Origin of the sequence: Pseudostreptobacillus hongkongensis (assembly GCF_001559795.1) — a bacterium.
Taxonomy (GTDB): domain Bacteria; phylum Fusobacteriota; class Fusobacteriia; order Fusobacteriales; family Leptotrichiaceae; genus Pseudostreptobacillus; species Pseudostreptobacillus hongkongensis.
Genome location: NZ_LOHY01000082.1, coordinates 1 through 23,956, shown reverse-complemented (window position 1 = coordinate 23,956; position 23,956 = coordinate 1). Strand labels below are relative to the sequence as shown.

Sequence of the window (23,956 nt, the reverse complement as noted above, 5' to 3'; positions counted from 1 at the left end):
AATGAAGTATAATATAAAAAATTATATGCCAACATTGAGAATATTAACTATTATTATAGTTATGATTTTAATGGTAAAAGTATCACTTTTTCTATATCCTTTTACTATAGGAATTATAATAGCACTGTTTTCAAAAAAAATTACAAATAAATTTTCTAAATTTCTGAAAATAGATAATAAGAAAATAAATTTTTTAGTAATAACTTTGATATTTTGTATAATAGCTTCATTAATTTCATATTTAGTATTTTTAATACTTATGGAATTACTAAAATTATCAGAGTGGATAAAAATTAATTACACAGTACTACATCGTTATGGTAATTTAGCTATAGAAAGATACAACAGTTATTTACCTAAATTACCAGATTATTTACAAGAATATATAAAAGAAGGACTTAATTCTTTTATAGGTAAATTTTCAGATTATATTTATCAGATTATAAATAATATGTTTGTGTATATTAAATATTTACCAGAATTAATTGTAAGTTTTGTGATTACTATAATTTCAACGTATATTATCTCAAATAATATGGAAGAAATTAAAGTTTTTTTTAAGAATCAATTTCCAAAAAGTTGGCTAAAAAAAATGCAAATAGTTAAAACAAATAGTATAGACACTCTTTTTACATATATTAGATCACAAGCAATAATAGTATCTTTAGTGTTTGTGTTTATGTTTGTAGGCTATACAATTATTAATCATATATCACTTAATATAAAGTATGTGCTAATTTTATCTATAATAAGTGCATTATTAGATGCCCTACCTTTAATAGGTACAGGTCCCTTACTTCAACCTTGGGCACTTTATTTATTTATACAAGGTAACTATAAAGGGGCTATATCGATCTTATTAATATATATAGCTGTTTCAATATTTAGAATGTCTATTGAACCATATATATTAACAGGAAGTTTTGATTTACACCCTATTATATCGCTTTTATCTATGTTTGTTGGATTCTTATTATTTGGTATAATAGGATTTCTTCTAGGACCTATATTATTTACGGTAATTAATATAGTGTTTGAAGATGAAATAAAATTAGGATTTTTTAAAGTATTAGCAGGAGAAAAAATAAATGAAGAAAAAAAATAAAAAAGGATATAAAAAAATATACATAACAATTTTTTCTATAATATTAATTTCTTTTGGTTTATTCTATGCAGATATATTTGTAGTTAAAAGAAATTTTGATATAAATAGTATAACAGTTGAAAAAGGCGATGGATTTTTAAATGTATATAAAAAACTAGGCTTAAGTTATACTCTTTTAGATAAAATATATTTTAAGTTGAATAATCAAAATTTAGTTACAGGAAATTATGAAATTAAGAATAATATAACTAAGAAAGAGCTTTTTGAACTTTTAAAGAGTACAGATACTCAAAATATAGTATTAACAATACCGGAAGGATTTACTCAAAATCAAATTTTTGAAAGAATAGAATCTTTAGGTCTGGCTAATAAAGAAGATATGTTAAGAGCTTTAAATAAAGTAGATTTTCCATATTATCATGAAAAAGATAATTTTGATGGGTATCTATATCCAGAAACATATTTTATTCCTAAAAATGCAGGTCCAGATTTTATTGCAAAAACTATACTTGGAGAATTTTTGAAGAAATTCCCTTCAGAAAAATATCCTGATAAGAAAAAGTTTTATGAAGATTTAAAATTAGCATCAGTAGTAATGTTTGAAACAGGAGGGAATGATAGAGAAAAAGTTGCTGGAGTATTCAAACATAGATTAAGAATAAATATGTTATTACAGTCAGATGCCACTTTAAAATATGATTTAGGAAGAATGGCATATAAGAAAGAGTTACAAAATAATGAGTCTTTATACAATACCTATAAGCATAAAGGATTACCACCAACACCTATATGTAATCCTGATAAGGATACTATAGAAATTACAATAAATGCGCCTGAAAGTGAGTATTTATTTTTCTTTATGAGTGGAGGTAAAACATATTATTCAAAAACACATGAAGAACATTTAAGAAAGAGAAATGAAGTTAAATGAGAAAGAAATTAATTTTAATGTCATTAATATTCTTTTATTCTTGTAGTACAGTAAGTATGAATGAGAAATATAAGAATATTTCCGATAAAACAAATGAAATTAAAAATATTAGTAATACAGCTAAAAATGAAAAAACAGAGCAGAAAAGTATAAAGAATATAAATGATATAAGAGTAAGACTTGCAAGTCTTGATAAAGAAAAACTTAATTTAATATTAACAAGTAATATGAAAATAAATGGACAAAAAGTTTCTTTATATAATATTGAATTAAAGGCTGTGGATAATAAAATTATGTTTGATGGAAATTACTATGATAATATAGAAATATTAAATCCTAGTGATACTATTCAAGTTGGCAAACTTAAATATTATGGAAACTTCTATATAAAAGCGAATAATTCTAAATTGGAAATAGTAAATACTTTAGATATGGAGAAATATTTATTAGGAGTTCTTCCTTATGAAATACCTAGTTCTTTTCCATTAGAATCTTTAAAAGCACAAGCTATAATTTCAAGAACTTATGCATATAAAAATATATCTAGATTTAAAAAAGATTTTGACTTATATGATGACACGAGATCTCAGATGTATCAAGGTATACCTCAAAAAGATGTGAAAAATATAGAAAAAGCCATAAAATCTACAGAAGGACTTGTTATTAAATATAAGGGGACTTTAATAGATGCATTATTTCATTCATATAGTGGGGGTCATACAGCAAGTAGTAAGGAAGTATATGGAAATCATTTTGATTATTTAATTGGTGTTGAAGATAATTATTCTAAATATGTTCCTGATAGTGTATTAAATTGGAAATATCTAATACCCATGAATGATATAGTTAAAGAAGTAGGGTTTATAGTTTCTAGTTTTGATGCAACATATACAGAAAGTGGAAGAGTAGATACCTTGACTTTATATAATGAAGATAAGAGTTTATCTAAAGTATATAAAGGTTTAGAATTTAGGAGAAAATTTTCTACTACTAATATAAAATCTACATCATATACACTAGATATATTAGATAATGGTATAAATGTTATAGGTTCAGGGTATGGACATGGTGTTGGTTTTTCACAATGGAGTTCAAAATCTATGGCTCAAGACTATAATATGAATTATGAAGAAATTATAAAGTTTTTCTATAATGGAGTAGAAGTTGTAAATAAAGGGGATTAGAATGTTTTTAAGTTTTATTAAAGAAAATGATTTGATTAATAAAGGTGATAAAATACTAATAGCTTTTTCAGGAGGACCTGATTCAGTATTCTTATTTGAAAAGTTATTAAGTATAAAAGATGAATATAATTTAGAAATACATCTTGCTTATGTTAATCATAATATTCGTGATGATGTTTATAAAGATATAGAATTTGTTAAATTTATTGCAAATAAATATAATACAAATTATTCAATATTGGATATTAAAATGGATAAATTTTCAGAGGGTGTTGCTCGTGATTTAAGATATAAAGTATTAGAAGAAGAAAGACTAAGAATAGGATTTAATAAAATTGCAACAGGACATAATAAAACAGATAATGCAGAAACTATAATTTTTAGGATAATTAGAGGAACACATCTTGAAGGACTAAATGGTATAAAAGTAAAAAGAGGTAATATTATAAGACCTATACTATACATAAAAAAAGAAGATGTACTTAAACAAGTAAGTAATGATTATATAATTGATAAAACAAACCTTGAAAATGATTATAGTAGAAATAAAATTCGTAATTTAGTTTTCCCTATATTTGAAGATATAAATACATCTTTTATTGATAATATAGTTAAATTATCTAGGATTAATGAAAATGATGAAATAAGGGATATGATAATAGAAAAACTTAAAAAATATAATATAAAAATTAGTAGTAGAAAAATAGATGATATTTATAAAATATATTTTAGTAATGAAAGTAAAATCATAGATTTAGGAAATGAATATGTAGCATATAAATCTTATGATAAATTTAGTATAATAAAAAAAGATGAAATAAATAATTTAGATTATGAATATGTTTTGAAATATGGCGAAGAGATAAAAATAGAAAATTATTACATTGGATATACTAAGTTAAATCTACTTGAAAAAAAATCTGATTATGAGTATAATATCTATAGTTCGGAATATTTAAAAAAAGATACTATTTTTAAGGTTAGAAATAGGAAAAATGGGGATAAATTAGGTGATAAAAAAATAAAAAAAATATTTATTGATAATAAAATAGATAAATTAGAAAGAAATAGAATGCCGATAGTTTTAGTTGAAGATAAAATAATAATGGTAGGAATTAATTTTAAAGAAAAAAATCAAAATTCTGGACAATTTTGTATATATATTAGGAGAGAAAATGGAAGAAAAAGATAAAAATGAACTTCAAGATGAAGAAGTAACTGAAGATCAAAATAATGATCAAAATGAACCTTCAAATAATACAGAAAATGAAGAAAATAAAAAAGAAAAAGATAAAGAAAAATCTAAAAAAAGAAATGAAGAAGAAGAGTTTCAAGAATTTATAAATAAAATAGAAAATCTTAAAAAAAATAAAAATAAAAAAGTTATAAGAATTAAGCCAGGAATGTTCTTTATGGCTATTACTATAATATTCTTAACTATATATTTAATGTTTGGAACTAAGTCTAACTTTTTTGAAGAAAGACAACCTATAACTTATACACAGTTTACAAATAAAATAAGAACTGGTGAAATAACAACTGTAAGAGAAAATCAAGATAATATTGAAGGAATTAAAAAACGTGAAGGTAAAATAGAAGTATTTACTACTAATAAAATAACTTCAAGATTAGGAGAAGATACTAATTTAATGTCCCTTATAACTGAAAAAGGTGTAGACGTTAATGTTAATGAAAAACCTGTAGCAACAGCTATAATTAGTTGGATTTTAGGATTTGTACCTTTAATATTAATGATAGGATTCTTTGTATATATGAATAGAAGTATAATGGGAGGATCAGCTTCTGGAAGATCTGGAGGTATATTTTCTATAGGTAAGAGTAATGGTAAAATAAGTGAAAAACCTAATGTTAAATTTTCAGATGTAGCGGGACTTAAAGAGGAAAAAGAAGAATTAAAAGAAATAGTTGAATTTCTAAAAGATCCATCTAAATTTGAAAAAGCAGGGGCACGTGTTCCTAAAGGTATATTACTTTTAGGTGAACCAGGAACAGGTAAAACATTACTTGCTAAAGCAGTTGCAGGTGAAACAGGAGCAGCATTCTTTAGTATGTCAGGTTCTGAATTTGTTGAACTTTATGTAGGGGCAGGGGCCTTAAAAGTAAGAGAATTATTTAAAGAAGCAAAACAAGAAACTCCAGCTATAATATTTATAGATGAAATTGATGCAGTTGGAAGACGTAGAAATCAAGGTAAAGTTGGTGGAGGTAATGAAGAAAGAGAACAAACTTTAAACCAACTTTTAGTTGAAATGGATGGATTTGAAACTGACCAAAGAATTATAGTTATGGCAGCAACAAATAGAGCAGATGTATTAGATCCAGCTCTTTTAAGAGGTGGAAGATTTGATAGAAGAATAGAAGTTTCAGCACCAGATGTTGAAGGAAGAATAGCTATACTTAAAGTACATACAAGAAATAAAAAACTTAATAATGATGTTAAACTAGAAGATATAGCTAAAATAACACCAGGATTTGTTGGAGCAGATCTTGAAAACTTAATTAATGAAGCAGCAATATTAGCAGCTAGAAGAAATTCTGATACTATACTTATGGAAGATCTAGATGAAGCTGTAGATAAGATAGGTATGGGACTTGGTCAAAAAAGTAAAATAATAAGCCAAAGAGATAGAGATATGTTAGCTTATCATGAAGGTGGACACGCATTAGTTGCAAGTATGATTAAAGATGCAAATAAGGTTCATAAAGTTACAATAATACCTAGAGGAGATGCAGGTGGATATATGATGCCGCTTCCGGAGGAAACTTTAGGTAGAACAAGAAATCAGATACTTGCAGAAATAAATGTTTTATTTGCAGGACGTGCAGCTGAAGAATTAATGATGGATGATATAGCGACTGGAGCATATTCTGATATTAAAAGAGCTACAGATCTTGCAAGATTATTAATAACTAGAGTAGGGATGAATACAGAACTTGGACCAATAAATTATGAAAATAGTAATGAAGGATCATTTGTTTCTGAATTCAGTGACCAAACTAGTCGTGAAATAGATATTGAAGTAAGAAAATTATTGAAATCTAAATATGAAGAAACATTACAAATTTTAAAAGATAATAAAGAAAAATTACAAAATATAGCAGATTTATTAAAAGAAAAAGAAACTGTTACAGGATATCAAATTAGAGCAGTTGTTTCAGGTCTTAGTGTAGAAGAAGTTTTAGAACTAAGTAATGAAGAGTTAGAAAAGTATAATTAATAAATAAGTAAGTAATTTTTACTTGACAAATCATTAAAAATTAGGTAATATATATAAGTATTAATACAAATTACATGTAATGGCATAATTAAAAATTATGTAGAAAGGAGCTCAAAATGGCAGTACCTAAGAAAAGAACTTCAAAAGCTAAAAGAAACATGAGAAGAGCGCATGATGCAATATCAGCACCTCACTTTGTTGTTGAGTCAAATGGTAGTGTAAGAAGACCTCACAGATTAAATCTTGAAACAGGTGAATATAGAGGAAGAAAAGTACTTAAATCAACAGTTGAAGAAATAGTTGAATAGTTACAAAGTACTATAAATACTAGATTTTAAACTAAATAAAGAATAAAGCAGTCCCTATAAATGAGGCTGTTTTTTTATTGTGTTTTTTTATTAATGTCTAAAAAAGTAGTATAATATTTGATACGATTAGTTTAATTAATAAAGATAATAATGAAATTAATTTTAATGGATATGATAAAGAAATGTGGGATAAATTGTGGTATAAAAAATTTGAAAAAGAAAAAGAATTCTTAAATTTAATACATTACTTTATATTTATAAATGGATATATAACAAATAATGAAGCCACTAAAATTTCAAATAAGTTTCCAGAAATAGTAAGAAGATATTTTAATAAATTAGTTGAATTAAAAATATTAAAATTTTAAGGAATAAATAGAAGTCGTAGATATATTTTAAATTATGATAGTTTTTATAAAGGAAAATAATTAACCACTCTGTAAAAATATACGGAGTGTTTTTTGTATAAAAATTATAAAAATGGTATAATATAGAAAAGAATTTAATATAAAAAGAAGGTACTTATGAAATTTGAATTTAAAGGGTTAAATTATGATATAGCTAATGACTTAGAAGATAATACCTTATATGTATTTTCTAATTCAAATGATAAAAACGAATTAGAAAAAAATATAAGGGATCCATTTGTTAAATACAAATTAATAACAGAATCAGAATTTTGGGATAGATATTTGTTAAGTGATAATATAGTATTAAAAGAAGAAAAAGAAACAGTTTTCTATTATAATTCTTTAACTAATGAACAAAAAAATAAACTACAAATAAATGAATATTTTGATTGTATAGATATAGCTTATAGATATTATTCTTTTATGAAAGAATGCGTAGATTTTAAATTAGAAATTGAAAATTTAAATCTATATTCTTGGCAAGAAGAAAAGATAAAAGATATGTTTGATATACATAAGCAAATGATAGAAGAGGTAAAAAAAACTAAGAGAATGCCTAGATATCTACTTCCTTTATTTTCATATACTAATGATAAATATATCTCAAATTTTTCAAAAATAATATTTGTTGATAAATTTTCATTTACAAAATTTGAAATAGAGGTCTTAGAAAAAATTTCAAATTTAGTTATATCTTTATCTGTATCTGAAAATGATTATGATATGCATAAATATATATTAAGAGGAATAAGTTTGCCAAATGTTTTAAATAAAGAGAATATAAAAATAATTGAATGTAATGATAAATTTTCACAAAATATATCTCTTATTAATCATAGTGAAGATTTTAAAATATTTTATGATAAAGATGAAAATACAAAAAATAAACTAAAAAAAGAAAATGTATTTTTAAATCAGGAAGAAGTATTAACTTGTAGTAATTTTAACTTGTCAAATACTATAAATTATAGAATAATTAAGAGTATATTGAATGTTATAAAAAATAAATCAGAATTAGGATATAAGATTTCTGATATATATACTCTTTATTCCATAAAAGATTTTTTAAATATATTTGATATAGATAAAAAAGTTATATTAGACATAAAAAGAGAGCATAAATCAGGGAATAAATATAAAAATAGTGTAAACTATCCACAATTAGAAATTCTTGATAAATTTAGTAATGCAACTAAGTTTGAAGATATAGTAGAATACCTTGTAAAAATATTAAATTATGTTTCTGAAAAAGATAGAAATTTTGAATTAACATATTCATTTTATGAGGCATTAACTGAAATAAATACATTAGAATTTGCTTTTTTAGATAATTTTTCTACGGATTATTTAACTTTATTACTTAAGTATTTTGATGCTAAAAAAGTAAAAATTAAATTAGATAATGTTAATGTATGTGTTAAAAGTATAAATAATTTATCAAGTTTAAAAAAAGAAAAATTAGCATTAATTAATATGCAAGATAGCTTTAAAATTAAAGTATCTAACATATTGTCTATTAGACAAAGATTAGAAATAGGATTACCTATAAAAGAAAATAAGATGCTTGAAGTACTACATATTTACTATAAATTAATATTTAACACAAATAAAATATACATATCATATATTAAAAATGAAGAAGAAAGTAAAGAAGAGTTACCATTTATAACAGATTTAATATATACATATGGCTTAGAACCAGAAAAATTTGAAATTAGTGTATCAGAAAGAGCTAGTATGTTAGAAAATATATTAGATAAAGATAATATAGAGTATAATGAAAATGAAATATATCTAAGTGATCAAGATAGGCTTAAATATGATGAAAATTTTGATATAAAAGAAATAAGCGTAAGTGCTTTCCTTAGATTACTACATTCAGAATCAGATTATTATTTATCAAAAAGAATAGATGTAAATGAAATATATGATGATAGTGTAGGAGTTAATCATATAGGTACTATGTTACATAAATTAATGGAAAAAGTCATGCTGCATATAAAAGAAAATAAAAATAAAATAGAAATTTCAAAAGATAAAATAAATAAATTTTCTAATGAAGTATTAAATGAATATAAAGGACTATTTTTAGAAAAATATTTAAGATATGTAGAGTATAAATATTTAAGTGATATAGATGAAAAAATATCTAGATTCTTATATAAATTAAAAAAAGAATTATTACATGAAAATATTGAAAAAATAGAAATAGAAAAAGAACTAAGTTATAAAGTTAAATTAGATGAAGATAGAGTTATTAAAATAAAAGGTATAGCTGATTTAATAATAACTACCGATAAATCTACATATATAATTGATTTTAAAACAGGTAAATTTAAAAAAGAAAGAAAAAAAGAATATAGTAATCAGGTTAAACTTTATTCTATTATGTCTCAAGATGATAATTGTAAAGAAATTAAATTAATTTTATCGTTTATTTTAGACAATGATAACTATTTTACAGAAATAGATTATGAAAGTTCAAATATTAATAATGAGCATATAATAGAAGTTTTATCTAATATGATTAGTAAAAAAGAAAATTATGAAGTAGGTAAGCCTAATAGATATTCAGATTATAAAGAGGTGATAATATGCAAATAAAAACGGTTATTAAAGCTAGTGCTGGAACTGGTAAAACATATAGATTATCATTGGAATATATATACTATCTTTTAAAAGGTATAGATTTTAGAACTATACTTGTTATGACATTTACTAATAAGGCTACTTTTGAAATAAAAGAAAGAATTTTTGATTTTATTAATCAAATAGTAACTAATAAAGGTGAAGCTGAAAGTTTAAAAGAAAATATAGAATTTAATTTTGGTTATGTGATTGAAGATACTGATGTAGAAATATTATCTAAGATATATAAAGAAATGCTAATAAATAAAGATAGCATAAGAATACATACTATAGATGGATTTGTTACAACTATATTTAAATCATGTATATCAGAACCTATATTATCTATTTATGAATATGATTTGATTGAAGAAAATAGTGAGCAAGAAACAGCCTTTTATGAAGAACTTGTCCTGAAACTTATAAAAAATAAAGACTTCAAGTATAAATTTTCAGATAAAAATATAGAAGATATAAAGAAAGAAATTAAAAAATTTACTGAAAATAAAACAGAAATATTACAAACAGAGATAAGAGAACTACCTTTTAGTGAAGAAGAAATAATTAGAGAATTAAAATATCTACTGTTAGATAAATATTCTTCAGAAAAAGGGTATAAATTAACATCTGGTGTTAATAAATTATCTGAAAAAATACATGATTTAGATTATGATTCAGTAGTTAAAATATTTGATGAAATGTTTACTAATAAAAAATTGAATGCTATTTTTGACGGAAGATCAAGAAAACAGATGTCAAAATTAGCTGAAAATAAAGAGGTATTTATTGACCTTATAAATATAATATATAAAATATCTATGAATAATATGATAAAAGCAACAAATGATTTAGTAGCTAATGCTACAATATTATTTGAAGAAGAATTTAAATTAAAAAAAAGAAAAAAAATTCTTGATTATAATGATATAACTTATTATACTTTATCTCATATATATGATGAAAATTTAAAATTAGTAGAAGATGATAAAATAACTGAATCTTTTGAAGAGTTAATGGGTGGTAAGTTTGATGTAGTAATGATAGATGAGTTCCAAGATACAAGTATAATACAGTTTAAATTATTAAAATTATTAATAAATAAAGCTAAGTATGTAACTTGTGTTGGTGATGAAAAACAAAGTATTTATGAATGGCGTGGAGGATATAAGCAATTATTTGAAGAACTTGAATTTAAATTAGGTCAAGATACTATAGTTAAAAATCTTGATATGTGTTATAGAAGTGAAGAAAAAATTATAGAATTTGTTAATGAAAAATTCACTAACTTACAAGGGTATAACTATATAAATATAGAATCAAGCAAAAAAGAAAAAAATAGAGGTTATGTTGAAATAAAAAAAATTGTGAAAGAATCAATACCAAGAACATTACCTGATGAAGAAAAAGAAAAATTAAGTAATAAAGAATTTAAAGAAATGGTAAAGGATATTAAAGCAAATGGAGATTATGCAAATAGTGCTGTTCTTTTAAGAGGTAATAAAGAACTTGAAATGGTAGCTGATTTACTAGAAAAAGAAAATATACCATATTCTTTATCATCGAGAGCTGATTTTTTAGCATTACCTGTAATAGCTGATGCAAATAGATTAGTTGAGTATTTAGTTACAAAAAATGAAGTTAAAAAATATGAATTCTTAAGAAGTAAAATATTTTCATATACTTTAGGAGATATACAAAAAATATTTAATGGAGAAAAAGAATTGCCTAGTAATTTTAAAAAATTCTTGGATAATTATGAAAAAGTTAATTCAATTAATTCTAATATTTTTGACTTTTCAACTCAGTATTTAAAATATTTTGGTTACGGATCTAAAAATCCAAATAAAGTTGATATAGTTAATTTGAATGAATATTTTAGTATAATGAAAACTTTTGAAAATCTTACAGATTTCTATAATCATCTAAAGAATAATAAATCTAATAGAAAACCAGTTATAGAAAAAAATTCTGTTCAATTAATGACTATACATGCTTCTAAAGGGCTTGAATTTAAAAATGTATATACTATTAATGATTTCAAGTCAAAATTAGGTAAAAATAAATATGTTAAATATGATGATGAATATAATATAGAAGATTTTTATTATCTAGATTTTAAATATTTTAAAAGGATATATAATATATTAGAAGATTGTACTAATGTGTTTTATAAAGATGAAATTCTTGAATATTTAGATGAAATAGGTATTAAAGAAATTTATGATAATCTTACTAAAAATGAAAAAGATGGACACTATAATTTAAATTATGTTGCATATACTAGAGCACGTGAAAATCTATTTATTTATCACATTGAAGATGAAGATATACTTTATGGTAAGACTATTTATGGAAAACTTGATATAGAAGAAAGTATAGAAAGTTATGAAGAAACTAAAGATTATACTAAGTATATAAAATATTTTAAACCTACAGAATATAGGGAAATAGATAATGAAAGATTTAGTTTAAACAGAGTTAATAAACAAAAAGAAGGAAGTGCAATACACTATTTCTTTGAAGTGTATGACGGGGATGCTAAAACTGCAAAAGATACAGTTAAAAAGAAATACGGTAATTTATTGAGTGTTGATTCATTTAAAAGAGTAGAAGAATTAATAGAACATAATTTGTTTAAGTATAAATATTTGTATGAGAAAAAATTGAAAAGATATTCTGAATTTAAAATATATGATAAGTTTGATGAATATAAAATGTATAAAATAGATTTATTATTAATAGATGATAGTTCTAAAAAAGCATATATTTATGATTTTAAAACAGGAGAAAAAGTTTTAGAAAATCCTAAGTATAAAGAACAACTTGAAAACTATAAAAATATACTTTTAGAATATCTTGAAGATTATGAAGTTTATACTGAAATTTTACCTTTAGAGCAATAATTCAAAAAAAATTAAATATATGGTATAATAAAAATAAAAAAGTTAGGAAATGTTATGAGAAAAAATAGAAGAAATGATGAAATGAGAGAGGTTAAAGTAACCAAAGGATATATAGAATATCCAGAAGGATCTGTACTTATAGAATTTGGTAATACAAAAGTAATTTGTAATGCTACTGTAGAAGATAAAGTACCCCCATTTTTAAAGGGAATGAATCAAGGGTGGATAACAGCAGAATATTCTATGCTTCCACGTGCTACTAATACTAGAACTAGAAGAGAATCAAATAATGGTAAATTAACTGGAAGAACGATGGAAATCCAAAGACTTATAGGAAGAGCTTTAAGAGCTGCTATTGATTTGAAAAAACTAGGTGAAAGAACTATAACGATAGATTGTGATGTGATACAAGCTGATGGTGGAACAAGGACAGCATCAATAACAGGAGGATATCTAGCTTTAGAAATAGCTATTAATAAATTAATGGAAGAAAATATATTAGTAGAAAACCCTATAATTTCTAAAGTTGCAGCAATTAGTGTTGGTAAGGTTGATGGAGAAATTTTATTAGATTTAGAATACAGTGAAGATTCATGTGCAGAAGTTGATATGAATATAGTTGTTAATAGTAATAATGAATTTGTAGAAATTCAAGGAACTGGTGAAGGGATGACATTTAATCATCAAGATTTATTAGATTTTATAGAAATATCTAAGAATGCTTTTGACATATTATTTAAGCTATAAATTAGAGCTACCTTAATGGTAGCTTTTCTAATATTTTCCTAATTAAATATAATTGAAAAATATGTTGTGATATGTTAAAATAAGTAAAGATAAATAATATATAAATAGTAGGTGCAAAATGTTAAAAATAGATATTTTAGATCTGAATTTAGAAGAACTCGAAACAGAGTTTTTAAATATGGGTCTTAAAAAATTTAATGCAAAACAAGTATATCAGTGGCTACATCAAAAGTTGGTTTTTGATTTTGATGAATTTACTAATATATCAAAAGAAGTAAGAGAAAAATTAAAAGAAAAATTTGAAATAGGAACTTTAAAATATATAACACACCAAGTTTCAAAAGATAAACAAACTGTAAAATTTCTTTTTTCATTACCAGGTAAAAGATTAATAGAATCAGTACTTTTGAAATATAAAAATAGGTATAGTATATGTGTGTCATCTCAAGTAGGGTGTCCATTAAAATGTGATTTCTGTGCAACAGGAATGATGAAATTTGAGAAAAATTTAAAATGTTCAGAAATACTTATGCAATTTTATTATTTACAAAAATTCTTAAGAGAAAAGAATGATAAAATATCTAATGTTGTTTTTATGGGTATGGGAGAACCTTTTTTAAATTATGATGCGGTATTAAAATCTATCAATATGCTGAATTCTAAAGAAGGACAGGATTTTTCTAAAAGAAATTTCACTATTTCAACTTCAGGACTTATAAATGAAATTAATAAATTTACTATAGATGAAAAGCAAATAAAACTTGCAATATCATTACATAGTGTTAATGATGAAAAAAGAAGTTCTTTAATGCCAATAAATAAAGCTAATCCTTTAGCTAAATTAAAAGAATCACTTATAAATTATCAAGAAAAAACTAAAAATAGAATAACTTTTGAATATATCTTGATAGATGATTTTAATTGTGAAAAAGAAGATGCTGTAGAACTTGTTAAATTTATGAAATCATTTAATCATTTAATAAATTTAATACCATATAATAAGGTTGAAGGAAAACCTTATGTAACACCTAGTCGTGAAAAACAAAGAGAGTTCTATAACTATTTAGTTAGTCATAATCTTAATGTAACTCTTAGAGAAACTAAGGGTGATGATATACAAGCAGCTTGTGGCCAATTAAAAGTTAAGAAGGAGGAAATAATTAATGAAAAAAATAATTAAATACTTATCGATTTTTATAGGATCTTTAGTAGTTATTTTTGGATTAGGTTTAGTTTATGTTATTCATGAGGTTAATCAAAAGTACCCTCCTGAATTAATTAATAATTACAAGCCATTAACTCCATCAGTAATATACGATATAAATGGTAATCAATTAGATTTAATTACTATAGAAAATAGAGATCCAATAGATATAGATCAGATTCCAGAAATGGTTCAAAATGCTTTTATATCAGTTGAGGATAAAAGATTTAGAGAACATAATGGGCTAGACTATATAAGACTTACAAAAGCTTTAATTTTAAATGTAACTAAAACAGGTAGAGAAGGTGGTTCTACTATAACTCAACAATTAGTTAAAAATGTGTTTTTAAGTCCAGATAGAACTTTAAAAAGAAAAATAGTAGAAGCTGTTCTTGCTACTAGAATGGAAAGAAAGTTAACTAAAGATGAAATTTTAGAGCTATATTTAAATACTATTAATTTTGGTAGAGGAGTTTATGGAATAAAAAATGCATCTCTTAATTATTTTAATAAACTACCTAAAGATTTAACTGTAGGTGAAGCAGCTATACTGGCTTCTATACCTAAATCGCCAACTAAGTATTCTAAACTTGAAAATGCGCTACAAAGACAAAAAGTAGTTTTAAAATTAATGTATGAAAATAAGGCTATAACAAAAGAAGAATATGATAAGGCAAAGGATGAAAAAATTACCTTTGTTAATAGGACTACTATAAATAAAAATAATGAAGAAAAAATTTCTAGTACAAATATTGCACCAGAATTTACTACTATAATTTTATCAGAAGTTAAAAAAATTCTTAATATAGAAACAGAAGAAGATGAAAAATTATTATTTAATGGTTATAAAATATATGCAACTGTGGATATAAATATGCAAAAAGCTGCATATAAAGCTTTTGCAACTAATAGTAATTTGAATAGAAGATCAGAACTTGAAGCAGCTTTAATTTCTATAGATCCAAGTAATGGGTTTGTAAAAGCTATGGTTGGAGGTAAAAACTATATTAAAGGAGACTTTAATAGAGCTTTGAGAGCTAAAAGACAACCAGGATCTTCATTTAAGCCATTTATATACTTAGCAGATATGTTAGAAAATTATACGATGGCAACTACTCTTGAGGATTCACCTACAACTTTTGGTAAGTGGACTCCAAGAAACTATGATGCAAAATATAGAAATAATTTAACTTTACTAAAAGCATTAGAAATATCAGATAACGTTGTTGCTGTTAAGGCATTAGATTTAATAGGAATTAAAAACTTTACAAATCTTTGGGAAAGTTTTGGATTTGATAGAAAAGAAGTTCCAGAAGATCTAACAGTAGCATTAGGATCTATAACTTTATCACCTTTAGATATGGCAAAGGCTTATTCTATAATAGCTAATGGTGGAGAAAAGGTTGAACCTCAGTTTATATATAAAATAGAAAATAAATTTGGTGAAGTGATATATGAAGCTGAAACAAAAAAAGAAAAAGTTTTAGAGCCAGAATATGCAGCTCTTGTAACTCATATGATGCAATCTGTAGTTAAAAATGGAGGAAGTAAAGGGGCTCAACTTTATGCTAATGGTAAAATGGTTCCAGTTGCTGGTAAAACAGGTACAACAAGTGATTATGTATCAGCATGGTTTACTGGATATACACCTACATTAGTTACTGTAGTTTATGTTGGAAATGATAATAATAAATCTATGGGAAGAGGAATGTCAGGAGCAAGTGCTGCACTTCCTATATGGAAAAACTACATGCAAATAGTTGCAAATCTTAGTAACTTTGATATAGGTAAGTTCCAATTTATAGATGATAATTTATCAAATGGAAAACTTATTAAAAAAGTAATAGATTTAAAGACGGGATTACTTGATAGTGATGGTAATAATTCGCGTGAAGCATTATTTATAAAAGGTACTGAACCAATAGAATACGAAAATATTATATATGAAGAGTTTTAATTAGATACATATACCCAGAAACTTTATAATAGTAAGTTTTAGGGTATATGTTTTTTTGTATTGACTTTTTCTTAATTCATAGGTAAAATATACCAACAAGAAAGGAGTTGGTTCTGTGTATAAAAAAATATATATATTCTTGTTTCTTATTTTTTCAGTACTTTCATATAGTTTCTGTGATGTAGCTATAAAGAAAGAAAATGTTAAGATATCTAAGGGAGTAAAAGAAGGTGATTATACTATAGAATATGTAGATGGTTCTATAGAAAATGGTACATATAAAAAAGGTAAAAAAACTGGTGAATATAGTTGTGATAAATCTGAAGAAAATGAATCCGAAGGAATAAGAGTTTGGCAGCTTGAAACAGGTACATATAATAATGGAGTTAAAAATGGAGAATATGTATTATCTTATGGTATAGATTTTTTGAATTCAAATACTGAAAATGATAATTATAGCAATGAAGTAGGTATGTATGTAAATGGATTTAAAGACGGAGATTATGTAGCTATGTTTAAATCAGGAGATAGTGAAGTAATAGAATTAGGTAGATATGTAAAATCTAAAAAAGAAGGTGACTATTTAATAGAATACTACAATAAAGGTGTTAAAAATTCTTATGAAGAAGGGAAATATAAGGATAATATTAAAGTAGGTGAATATACAAGATATTTACAAGATGGAAGCGTTGAAAAACAAAAACACAAATAGACGATAATTATATGATTTGAATTTTTAAATGATATAATGTATAATATTAATAATATGGAGGTGCTTATGTCTAAAAGAATAGCTGCTTTTTTTGATGTTGATGGAACTATATTTAGAAATTCATTGCTTATAGAGCACTTTAAGATGCTTATAAAATATGATTTTATTGATGAAGCTACTTTTGTTGGTGGAATTAAGAATAAGTTCCAAAAATGGGAAGAACGTCGTGGTTCTTATGATGAGTATCTTGATGAATTAGTAGATAATTATATAAAGTATTTAAGTAAAATACCTAATTCTGATATTGACTATGTTGCAAATCGTGTCATAGAACAAAAATCAGAAAAAATTTATACTTATTCAAGAGAAAAAATAAAAGAACATTTAAGACTTGGTCATTTAGTTATTATTATTTCAGGGTCACCAATGTTTTTAGTTGAAAAGATGGCTAAAAAATTACATGCACATGATTATATAGCAACAGTTTATCATACTGATAAAGATGGAAGATATAATGGGGAATTAACGCCTATGTGGGATAGTGGTAGTAAATTTAAAGCTATTGATGATTTTGTAAAGAAATATGATATAGATTTAGAAAAATCTTATGCTTATGGAGATACTACAGGGGATCTTGGTATGTTTATCAAAGTTGGTTATCCTGTTGCAATTAATCCAGCAAAAAGACTTTTCGAAAAAATACAAAGTGATGAAGATCTTAAGAAAAGAATACAGATTGTTGTTGAAAGAAAAGATATGATATATCTTTTAGATGGAACAGTCAAATATTTTAATTTGGAGGAGAAGAATGATTAAAAATATAAAAAAAGGATTTTTAGCCTTAACAGCTATAGGGATTTTAAGTCCATTACTTTCATTAAATATTGGGGATACAACTCTATATTTAACATTAATTAACTTTGGGTTTAAAGGTTTAATACCTGCATTATTAGTTGTATTACTTTCAGCTTACCCTATTTATTTAAATGAAAATTTACAAGATAAATTAGGTATAATATTTAATGTTTTAAATCTTATTTTAACTATTTCAATTTTATTTGTTATTAGAGGTAAAATTTCTAACCTTACAGAAAAATGGGGTATTATTAGTGGTTTAATAACTAAGAATTTATCATATTCTTGGGGTATAATATTAGTTTTAGTTGGGATATTAGGAGTTTTAGCTATAACTGTATTTGAGGTTTATTCAGGTAAAAAATCAACTAGTTTTAAAGAAAGTAAAGCTGAAGAAGCTACAGAAATTAAAGAAACAGAAGAAATAAAATAATAAAGGCTACAAATGTAGCCTTTTTACAAAGGAGAAATATGAAAAAATTAAAAATGTATGATATTATGAAAATGTTAATATTTATTTTACTTTTCCAAAGATTCCCACTTAGCTTTGTTGAAGATTTGAAATATTTAGGGATAGGAATTAATGATGATCTGGCCTTATTTTTAGGATATATTTTACTTTTAATAGCTGCAATATTTACAGGAGTAAGTTTAATAGATAATTTACTTACAGTTATTTCTAGGTTAATGTTATTAGAAAATCCAACATTTATTCAAAAAATAGGTAAATTATGTGTTTGGATCGTTATATACATAATAATTTTAGGAGTAATTTTAAGTGTTGTTAGTTTAATACCATATGTAAGAAATAATATAATACTTGGATTAATAATAATTTTAGGATGTATTCCTCTAACATATTTTTCAAAATATCAAATATATAAAATATTTAATATGTATAGATAACTTAGGTAGGTTAAAATCTACCTTTTTATTTACAAAAACATATATAAAGTGTATAATATAGCTATGAGGTGATAATGTGAAAATAAGAGTTCATGAAGACATGAATATAGATGAAGTGGTAGAGCAATATCCTATAGTAGCACATATATTAATGCGTTATGGGCTAGGATGTGGAGGATGTATAATTTCTAGTGCTGAAACTATAGGAGAAGGTATAGAATTACACGGTTTAGATCCGGATATAATATTGGAAGAAATAAATATGATTATAGAAATGGCTGAAGAAGAGGAAGAAAAGCTTAAGAATTCTCAAGGATAGGTGATATATGCGTACAACAGGAGAAATAATATCTACATATTTAAAAAATAGTAATATGAGTCAACATTTAATAGCAGAAATTTTATCTGTAACGCCCCAGTATATTAGTAATGTTGTAAATAATAAAAAAAGTCCTTCAAAAAATCTTTTGAAAGATTTAATTAGGATATTAAAAATATCTGAAGAAGATATGTTACTTATACAAAAATATGAAATATATAGAAGAGGTTATTTGATAGAAAAAGAAGAAAAAGGAATAAAACTTTTAGGTAAATATACTAATAAAGGGTTTAAATATGATTTTTCTGATAAAAAAATTATAATGATTAATACAATGTATAATGTAGAAAATTTAGCTTATGTATATATTTTAACAACAGATTTAGAACCTACGTTTAAAAAAGGGATTAGCATATTTTTTGAATTTAGTAATGAGCTTAAATATAATAATGAGGTTTACTTGTTAAAGTATAAAGATAGTATAGATATTGCAATACTTGAAGAAATTGATGATAAAATAATTATTAGATATATAGAAAAAAATAAAAAAAGTCAACTTTTAAATAAGAATGAACAGAAAAAATTAGAAATAATAGGAATTTATTCAGGAAGTTTTGAAATTAAAGAAAGGAAGTAATATGGCAAGAAAATATTTTGGAACAGATGGTATAAGAGGTGAAGCTAATAAAGATTTAAATATAGATTTAGTAACTAATCTTGGACTTGCTTTAGGATATTATTTAAAGAAAAATAAAGAAGGAGAGTCTAAACCTAAAATTATACTTGGTACAGATACAAGAATTTCAGGGTATATGATTAGATCAGCTTTATCTGCAGGACTTACTTCTATGGGAGTTAATATTGATTTTGTTGGAGTTTTACCAACACCGGGTGTTAGTTATCTTACAAGAATATTAAATGCTGATGCAGGTATAATGATTTCAGCTTCACATAATCCTATAAAAGATAATGGGATTAAAATATTTTCAAATTTAGGATATAAGTTAAATGATGAAGTAGAAGAAGAAATTGAAAGCCTAATGGATAATAGAGAATTTTTAATGCAACATTTAGCAAGTGGTGAAAAATTAGGAAGATTTATATATGTTGAAGATGATATGAAAATGTATAGAAAGTTCTTACAATCTACAGTTAAGACTTCTTTTTCAGGATATAAAGTTGTTGTAGATACAGCAAATGGAGCTTCATATAGGGTGGCAGCTAAAGTTTTACAAAATTTAGGTGCAGAAGTTGTTGTAATAAATAATACACCGACTGGTAAGAATATTAATTTAAAATGTGGATCAACACACCCTGAAAAATTGTGTCAAGCAGTAAAAGTATTTGAAGCTGATATGGGAATAGCTTATGATGGTGATGCTGATAGATTAATTGCAGTTGATGAACAAGGAGAAATTTTAGATGGTGATATTATAATAAGTATAATAGCTATGAATTTATTAAAGAAAAATATGTTGAATTCAAATAAAGTTGTAACGACTGTTCAAAGTAATATGGGGGTTGAAAAATATCTAGAAGAAAACGGAATAAGATTAATAAGAGCAAATGTTGGAGATAGATATGTTCTTGAAAAGATGAGAGAGCAAGGTTTAAATCTTGGTGGAGAACAATCAGGACATGTAATAATGCTTGACTATAACACAACAGGAGACGGAATATTAAGTAGTATACAATTAATGCAAGCATTTATTGAAACAGGTAAAAAATTAAGTGAGTTAAGAAAAGAAGTTACTTTATGGCCACAAAAAATGATTAATGTTATTGTTGATAAAGAAAAGAAATTTAACTGGGATAAAAATGAAAATTTAATGAATTTTATATATGAAAAAGAAGAAGAAATATATGGAAATGGAAGAATTTTAGTTAGGGCATCAGGTACGGAAAATTTAATAAGAGTAATGGTTGAAGCTAAAACTGATGAAATAGTAGATAAAATTTTAAATGAAGTAGTAGAAAAAGTTAAGGAAGAGTTACTATGATACATAAAAAATTTGCACATATTTATGATGAGTTTATGGATTTTGTAGACTATAACTCATGGTATAAATTTTTAAAAACATATATTAATAAGAATTCTAAATTAAAAATAGCTGACCTTGGTTGTGGTACTGGTAAGCTTTCATATTTATTTTCAGCAGATGGTCATGAAGTTCATGCTTTTGATATATCAGATGATATGTTAGATATAGCTAGAAATAAATATGAAAATATAGAGTTTAATAAGATTGATATTACTAAAAATTCAGTAGGTAAAGATTATGATTTTATTATGTGTAATTTTGATACTGTAAATTATTTCAATAGTTTTAAAGAGTTTATTAACTTTTTGAAATTAGTATATGAAAGTTTAAAAGAAGAGGGTATATTCATATTTGATTTTGTTGAAGAAGGTATATTTGATGAAATGTTTGAAAATGATTTATTTATAGATGATACAGAGGAATATACTTGTATAATGAAACATGATAAAAAATCTAAATTTAAGCATATTATAGATATGGTTATATTTGCAAAAGAAAATGGTGTGTATAATAAGTATACAGAAATACATGAAAAAACTATTTTTGATACAGATAAGATACTAGAAGAAGTTAGGAAAATAGGATTTGAAATATATGATAGTGCTAGAAATTCTGAATATGGAGAATCTAGAATATTTTTAGTGTGTAAAAAATAGGAGGCAATTATGAAAAAAATTGAGGATTTAAAAGAATTTGAATTTAGTGAATTATTATCAAATACTAAATTTGAATCAGTTGAAGATGAAAGAAAAAGACTTAGTCAAAGTTATCTTGAAACTAGTATAGATGAAGATGGAGATGAAATAAGAGAAGATATAATAGAAAACGAAAAGAAAAGAAACAGTTATTCTAAAAAGAATAGATTACATAAATATTTATCTTTTGCAACAGGTTTTGCTTATACAATATTATCTCCGGTAATTCTATTATTAGGAATATACTTTGTTCTTGAAAGAATGATAGGTTTTAAAAGAAGTGAATTGACTATAATAATTTTAATATTTTTAGGTATATTAGCTGGTTATTGGACTCTATTTAAAGATATTAAGAAGATAACAACTAAGAAAGGTAGAGAAGATAATGAAGGTGAAAATTAAAAAATTAAATACTAAGGCTATAATACCTACTTATGGAAGTCAAGAAGCAGCTGGTGCTGATCTTTATGCTTGCATGGAAGGTGATACTTTAATAAAATCAGGAGAAACTGTAATGATAAAAACAGGTATTTCTATGGAAATACCTAAAGGATACGTAGGACTTGTTTATGCAAGAAGTGGTATAGCATTTAAAAATGGTATAGCTCCTTCAAATAAAGTAGGAGTAATAGATTCTGATTATAGAGGAGAAATAATGGTAGCTTTATATAATCATAGTAAAGTTGATTATGTAGTTGAAAATTTTCAAAGAATAGCACAAATAGTTATAGCGCCATATATTACTGCAGATTTTGAAGAAGTAGAAGATTTAAATGATTCTGAACGTGGTCATGGAGGATTTGGAAGTACAGGAACTAAATAGAAAAGAGATGAATAGTTATGAAAGAAAAAGTAAAATTAGAAGGCGTTAGTGAAACTTTGTTAATTCCATTATATTCTAGATACATTGAAAGTAAGAGTAAAAATCCTAGATTTATAGATGAGACTGCAATTAAAATAATAGACTCTATAGATTATGATTATGAAAATAAGATAAAGAGTAAATTTAATATTTGGGGATGTAATGCAAGAACTATAATCATAGATAATTATGCACATGAGATTATAAATAAATATACGGATATAACTGTCTTAAATTTAGGGTGTGGTTTAGATAATAGATTTGAACGTTTAGATAATGGTAAAATAAAATGGTATAATCTTGACTTTGAAGATGTTATAAACCTAAGATCTAAATATATAAAAAAGAAAGATAGGGTTATTGATATTGCAAATTCTATATTAGATTTTTCTTGGATAGATAAAATAGATGATAAAAATAATGTGTTAGTAATTGTTGAAGGAGTTTTACCATATTTTAGAAAAGGTGAAGTTAAATTTCTTTTTGATGAAATAGCTAAAAGATTTGTAAATGTACATTTAATTTTAGAATTGATGAGTATTAGATTAGTACAAAATCAAAAAAGACATGAAGTTAATAAAATGATGAAGAATCCTTTTAAATGGGGAGTTGAATCTGAAAAAGATTTTGTGGACTTATGTAATGATTATAGATTTGAAAAAATTGAAAATATAACAGATAAGATGAAAGAAAGAATGCCTATATACTTAAAACCATTAGCATATATAATAAGAAAAGCGAATAATATGATAGCAGTATATAGTAAAATCTAAAGATAAGTATATTAAAATAGATTGGGGCTGTTGCAATAAAAAATAGCTCTAACTATAAAAAAAGGGTAGAAAATTAGAAATTAAATAATCTAAATTCTACTCTTTTTAAATATCAAAAAATATAATAAAAAAGGTATAAAATAACACTTTTAAATGGAAAAATCCACACCAAAATG

General features: G+C 24.3%; 23 protein-coding genes. All 23 read left to right on the top strand.

The window, feature by feature from the left end; genetic code table 11:
* Window position 1 precedes the first annotated feature (1 nt).
* The 23 genes from ytvI (at window position 2) to AYC59_RS03055 (ending at window position 23,780) form a co-directional block, all read left to right on the top strand.
* Window positions 2-1,105 carry a sporulation integral membrane protein YtvI gene (gene ytvI / locus AYC59_RS03165; RefSeq protein WP_066895125.1) on the top strand — a complete coding sequence of 368 codons (1,104 nt, stop codon included), beginning with the start codon at window positions 2-4 and terminating at the stop codon, window positions 1,103-1,105.
* Window positions 1,089-2,036 carry an endolytic transglycosylase MltG gene (mltG, locus tag AYC59_RS03160; protein WP_066895123.1) on the top strand — a complete coding sequence of 316 codons (948 nt, stop codon included), beginning with the start codon at window positions 1,089-1,091 and terminating at the stop codon, window positions 2,034-2,036. Before ytvI ends, mltG begins: the two co-directional genes overlap by 17 nt.
* Window positions 2,033-3,220 (top strand): SpoIID/LytB domain-containing protein, encoded by a 1,188-nt coding sequence (locus tag AYC59_RS03155; protein ID WP_066895121.1) that lies wholly within the window; start codon window positions 2,033-2,035, stop codon window positions 3,218-3,220. Before mltG ends, AYC59_RS03155 begins: the two co-directional genes overlap by 4 nt.
* A gap of 1 nt (window position 3,221) precedes the next feature.
* A complete protein-coding gene (tilS, locus tag AYC59_RS03150) occupies window positions 3,222-4,412 on the top strand; it encodes a tRNA lysidine(34) synthetase TilS (RefSeq protein WP_066895119.1) in 1,191 nt (396 codons plus the stop codon).
* On the top strand, window positions 4,396-6,459 hold the full coding sequence (gene ftsH / locus AYC59_RS03145; RefSeq protein WP_066895117.1) for an ATP-dependent zinc metalloprotease FtsH: 2,064 nt from the start codon (window positions 4,396-4,398) through the stop codon (window positions 6,457-6,459). Before tilS ends, ftsH begins: the two co-directional genes overlap by 17 nt.
* Window positions 6,460-6,575: 116 nt before the next feature.
* Window positions 6,576-6,767, top strand: a complete 192-nt coding sequence (rpmF, locus tag AYC59_RS03140; RefSeq protein ID WP_066895115.1) for a 50S ribosomal protein L32 — start codon at window positions 6,576-6,578, stop codon at window positions 6,765-6,767.
* A 182-nt stretch (window positions 6,768-6,949) separates the two neighbouring features.
* A complete protein-coding gene (locus AYC59_RS03135; RefSeq protein ID WP_066895113.1) occupies window positions 6,950-7,135 on the top strand; it encodes a hypothetical protein in 186 nt (61 codons plus the stop codon).
* A 156-nt stretch (window positions 7,136-7,291) separates the two neighbouring features.
* Entirely contained in the window at window positions 7,292-9,781 is a 2,490-nt protein-coding gene (locus AYC59_RS03130; RefSeq protein ID WP_066895112.1) for a PD-(D/E)XK nuclease family protein, read from the top strand.
* Window positions 9,772-12,708 carry a UvrD-helicase domain-containing protein gene (locus tag AYC59_RS03125; RefSeq protein ID WP_066895110.1) on the top strand — a complete coding sequence of 979 codons (2,937 nt, stop codon included), beginning with the start codon at window positions 9,772-9,774 and terminating at the stop codon, window positions 12,706-12,708. Before AYC59_RS03130 ends, AYC59_RS03125 begins: the two co-directional genes overlap by 10 nt.
* Window positions 12,709-12,762: 54 nt before the next feature.
* Window positions 12,763-13,455, top strand: coding sequence for a ribonuclease PH (gene rph, locus AYC59_RS03120; RefSeq protein ID WP_066895108.1), 693 nt, complete (start codon window positions 12,763-12,765; stop codon window positions 13,453-13,455).
* Between the two features lie 118 nt (window positions 13,456-13,573).
* Entirely contained in the window at window positions 13,574-14,635 is a 1,062-nt protein-coding gene (rlmN, locus tag AYC59_RS03115; protein WP_066895106.1) for a dual-specificity RNA methyltransferase RlmN, read from the top strand.
* Window positions 14,619-16,616 carry a transglycosylase domain-containing protein gene (locus tag AYC59_RS03110; protein ID WP_066895104.1) on the top strand — a complete coding sequence of 666 codons (1,998 nt, stop codon included), beginning with the start codon at window positions 14,619-14,621 and terminating at the stop codon, window positions 16,614-16,616. Before rlmN ends, AYC59_RS03110 begins: the two co-directional genes overlap by 17 nt.
* 115 nt (window positions 16,617-16,731) lie before the next feature.
* Window positions 16,732-17,328, top strand: a complete 597-nt coding sequence (locus AYC59_RS03105; protein ID WP_066895102.1) for a hypothetical protein — start codon at window positions 16,732-16,734, stop codon at window positions 17,326-17,328.
* Between the two features lie 66 nt (window positions 17,329-17,394).
* On the top strand, window positions 17,395-18,144 hold the full coding sequence (locus AYC59_RS03100) for an HAD family hydrolase (RefSeq protein ID WP_066895100.1): 750 nt from the start codon (window positions 17,395-17,397) through the stop codon (window positions 18,142-18,144).
* Window positions 18,137-18,616 (top strand): hypothetical protein, encoded by a 480-nt coding sequence (locus AYC59_RS03095; RefSeq protein WP_066895098.1) that lies wholly within the window; start codon window positions 18,137-18,139, stop codon window positions 18,614-18,616. The genes AYC59_RS03100 and AYC59_RS03095 overlap by 8 nt, the downstream gene beginning before the upstream one ends.
* 38 nt (window positions 18,617-18,654) lie before the next feature.
* A complete protein-coding gene (locus AYC59_RS03090) occupies window positions 18,655-19,089 on the top strand; it encodes a hypothetical protein (protein WP_066895096.1) in 435 nt (144 codons plus the stop codon).
* 76 nt (window positions 19,090-19,165) lie between these two features.
* Window positions 19,166-19,408: a DUF1858 domain-containing protein gene (locus AYC59_RS03085; RefSeq protein WP_390889583.1), complete on the top strand. Its 243-nt coding sequence runs from the start codon at window positions 19,166-19,168 to the stop codon at window positions 19,406-19,408.
* Window positions 19,409-19,415: 7 nt separating this feature from the next.
* Window positions 19,416-20,045, top strand: coding sequence for a helix-turn-helix domain-containing protein (locus AYC59_RS03080; RefSeq protein WP_066895094.1), 630 nt, complete (start codon window positions 19,416-19,418; stop codon window positions 20,043-20,045).
* A 1-nt stretch (window position 20,046) separates the two neighbouring features.
* Window positions 20,047-21,408: a phosphoglucosamine mutase gene (gene glmM, locus AYC59_RS03075; RefSeq protein ID WP_066895170.1), complete on the top strand. Its 1,362-nt coding sequence runs from the start codon at window positions 20,047-20,049 to the stop codon at window positions 21,406-21,408.
* Window positions 21,405-22,106 carry a class I SAM-dependent DNA methyltransferase gene (locus tag AYC59_RS03070; protein WP_066895092.1) on the top strand — a complete coding sequence of 234 codons (702 nt, stop codon included), beginning with the start codon at window positions 21,405-21,407 and terminating at the stop codon, window positions 22,104-22,106. Before glmM ends, AYC59_RS03070 begins: the two co-directional genes overlap by 4 nt.
* A 9-nt stretch (window positions 22,107-22,115) precedes the next feature.
* Window positions 22,116-22,547, top strand: coding sequence for a hypothetical protein (locus tag AYC59_RS03065; protein ID WP_066895090.1), 432 nt, complete (start codon window positions 22,116-22,118; stop codon window positions 22,545-22,547).
* Window positions 22,531-22,968 (top strand): dUTP diphosphatase, encoded by a 438-nt coding sequence (gene dut / locus AYC59_RS03060; protein WP_066895088.1) that lies wholly within the window; start codon window positions 22,531-22,533, stop codon window positions 22,966-22,968. Before AYC59_RS03065 ends, dut begins: the two co-directional genes overlap by 17 nt.
* Before the next feature lie 17 nt (window positions 22,969-22,985).
* The gene (locus AYC59_RS03055) at window positions 22,986-23,780 is read left to right on the top strand and encodes a class I SAM-dependent methyltransferase (RefSeq protein ID WP_066895086.1); all 795 of its coding nucleotides are present in this window, start codon (window positions 22,986-22,988) and stop codon (window positions 23,778-23,780) included.
* Window positions 23,781-23,956 lie beyond the last annotated feature (176 nt).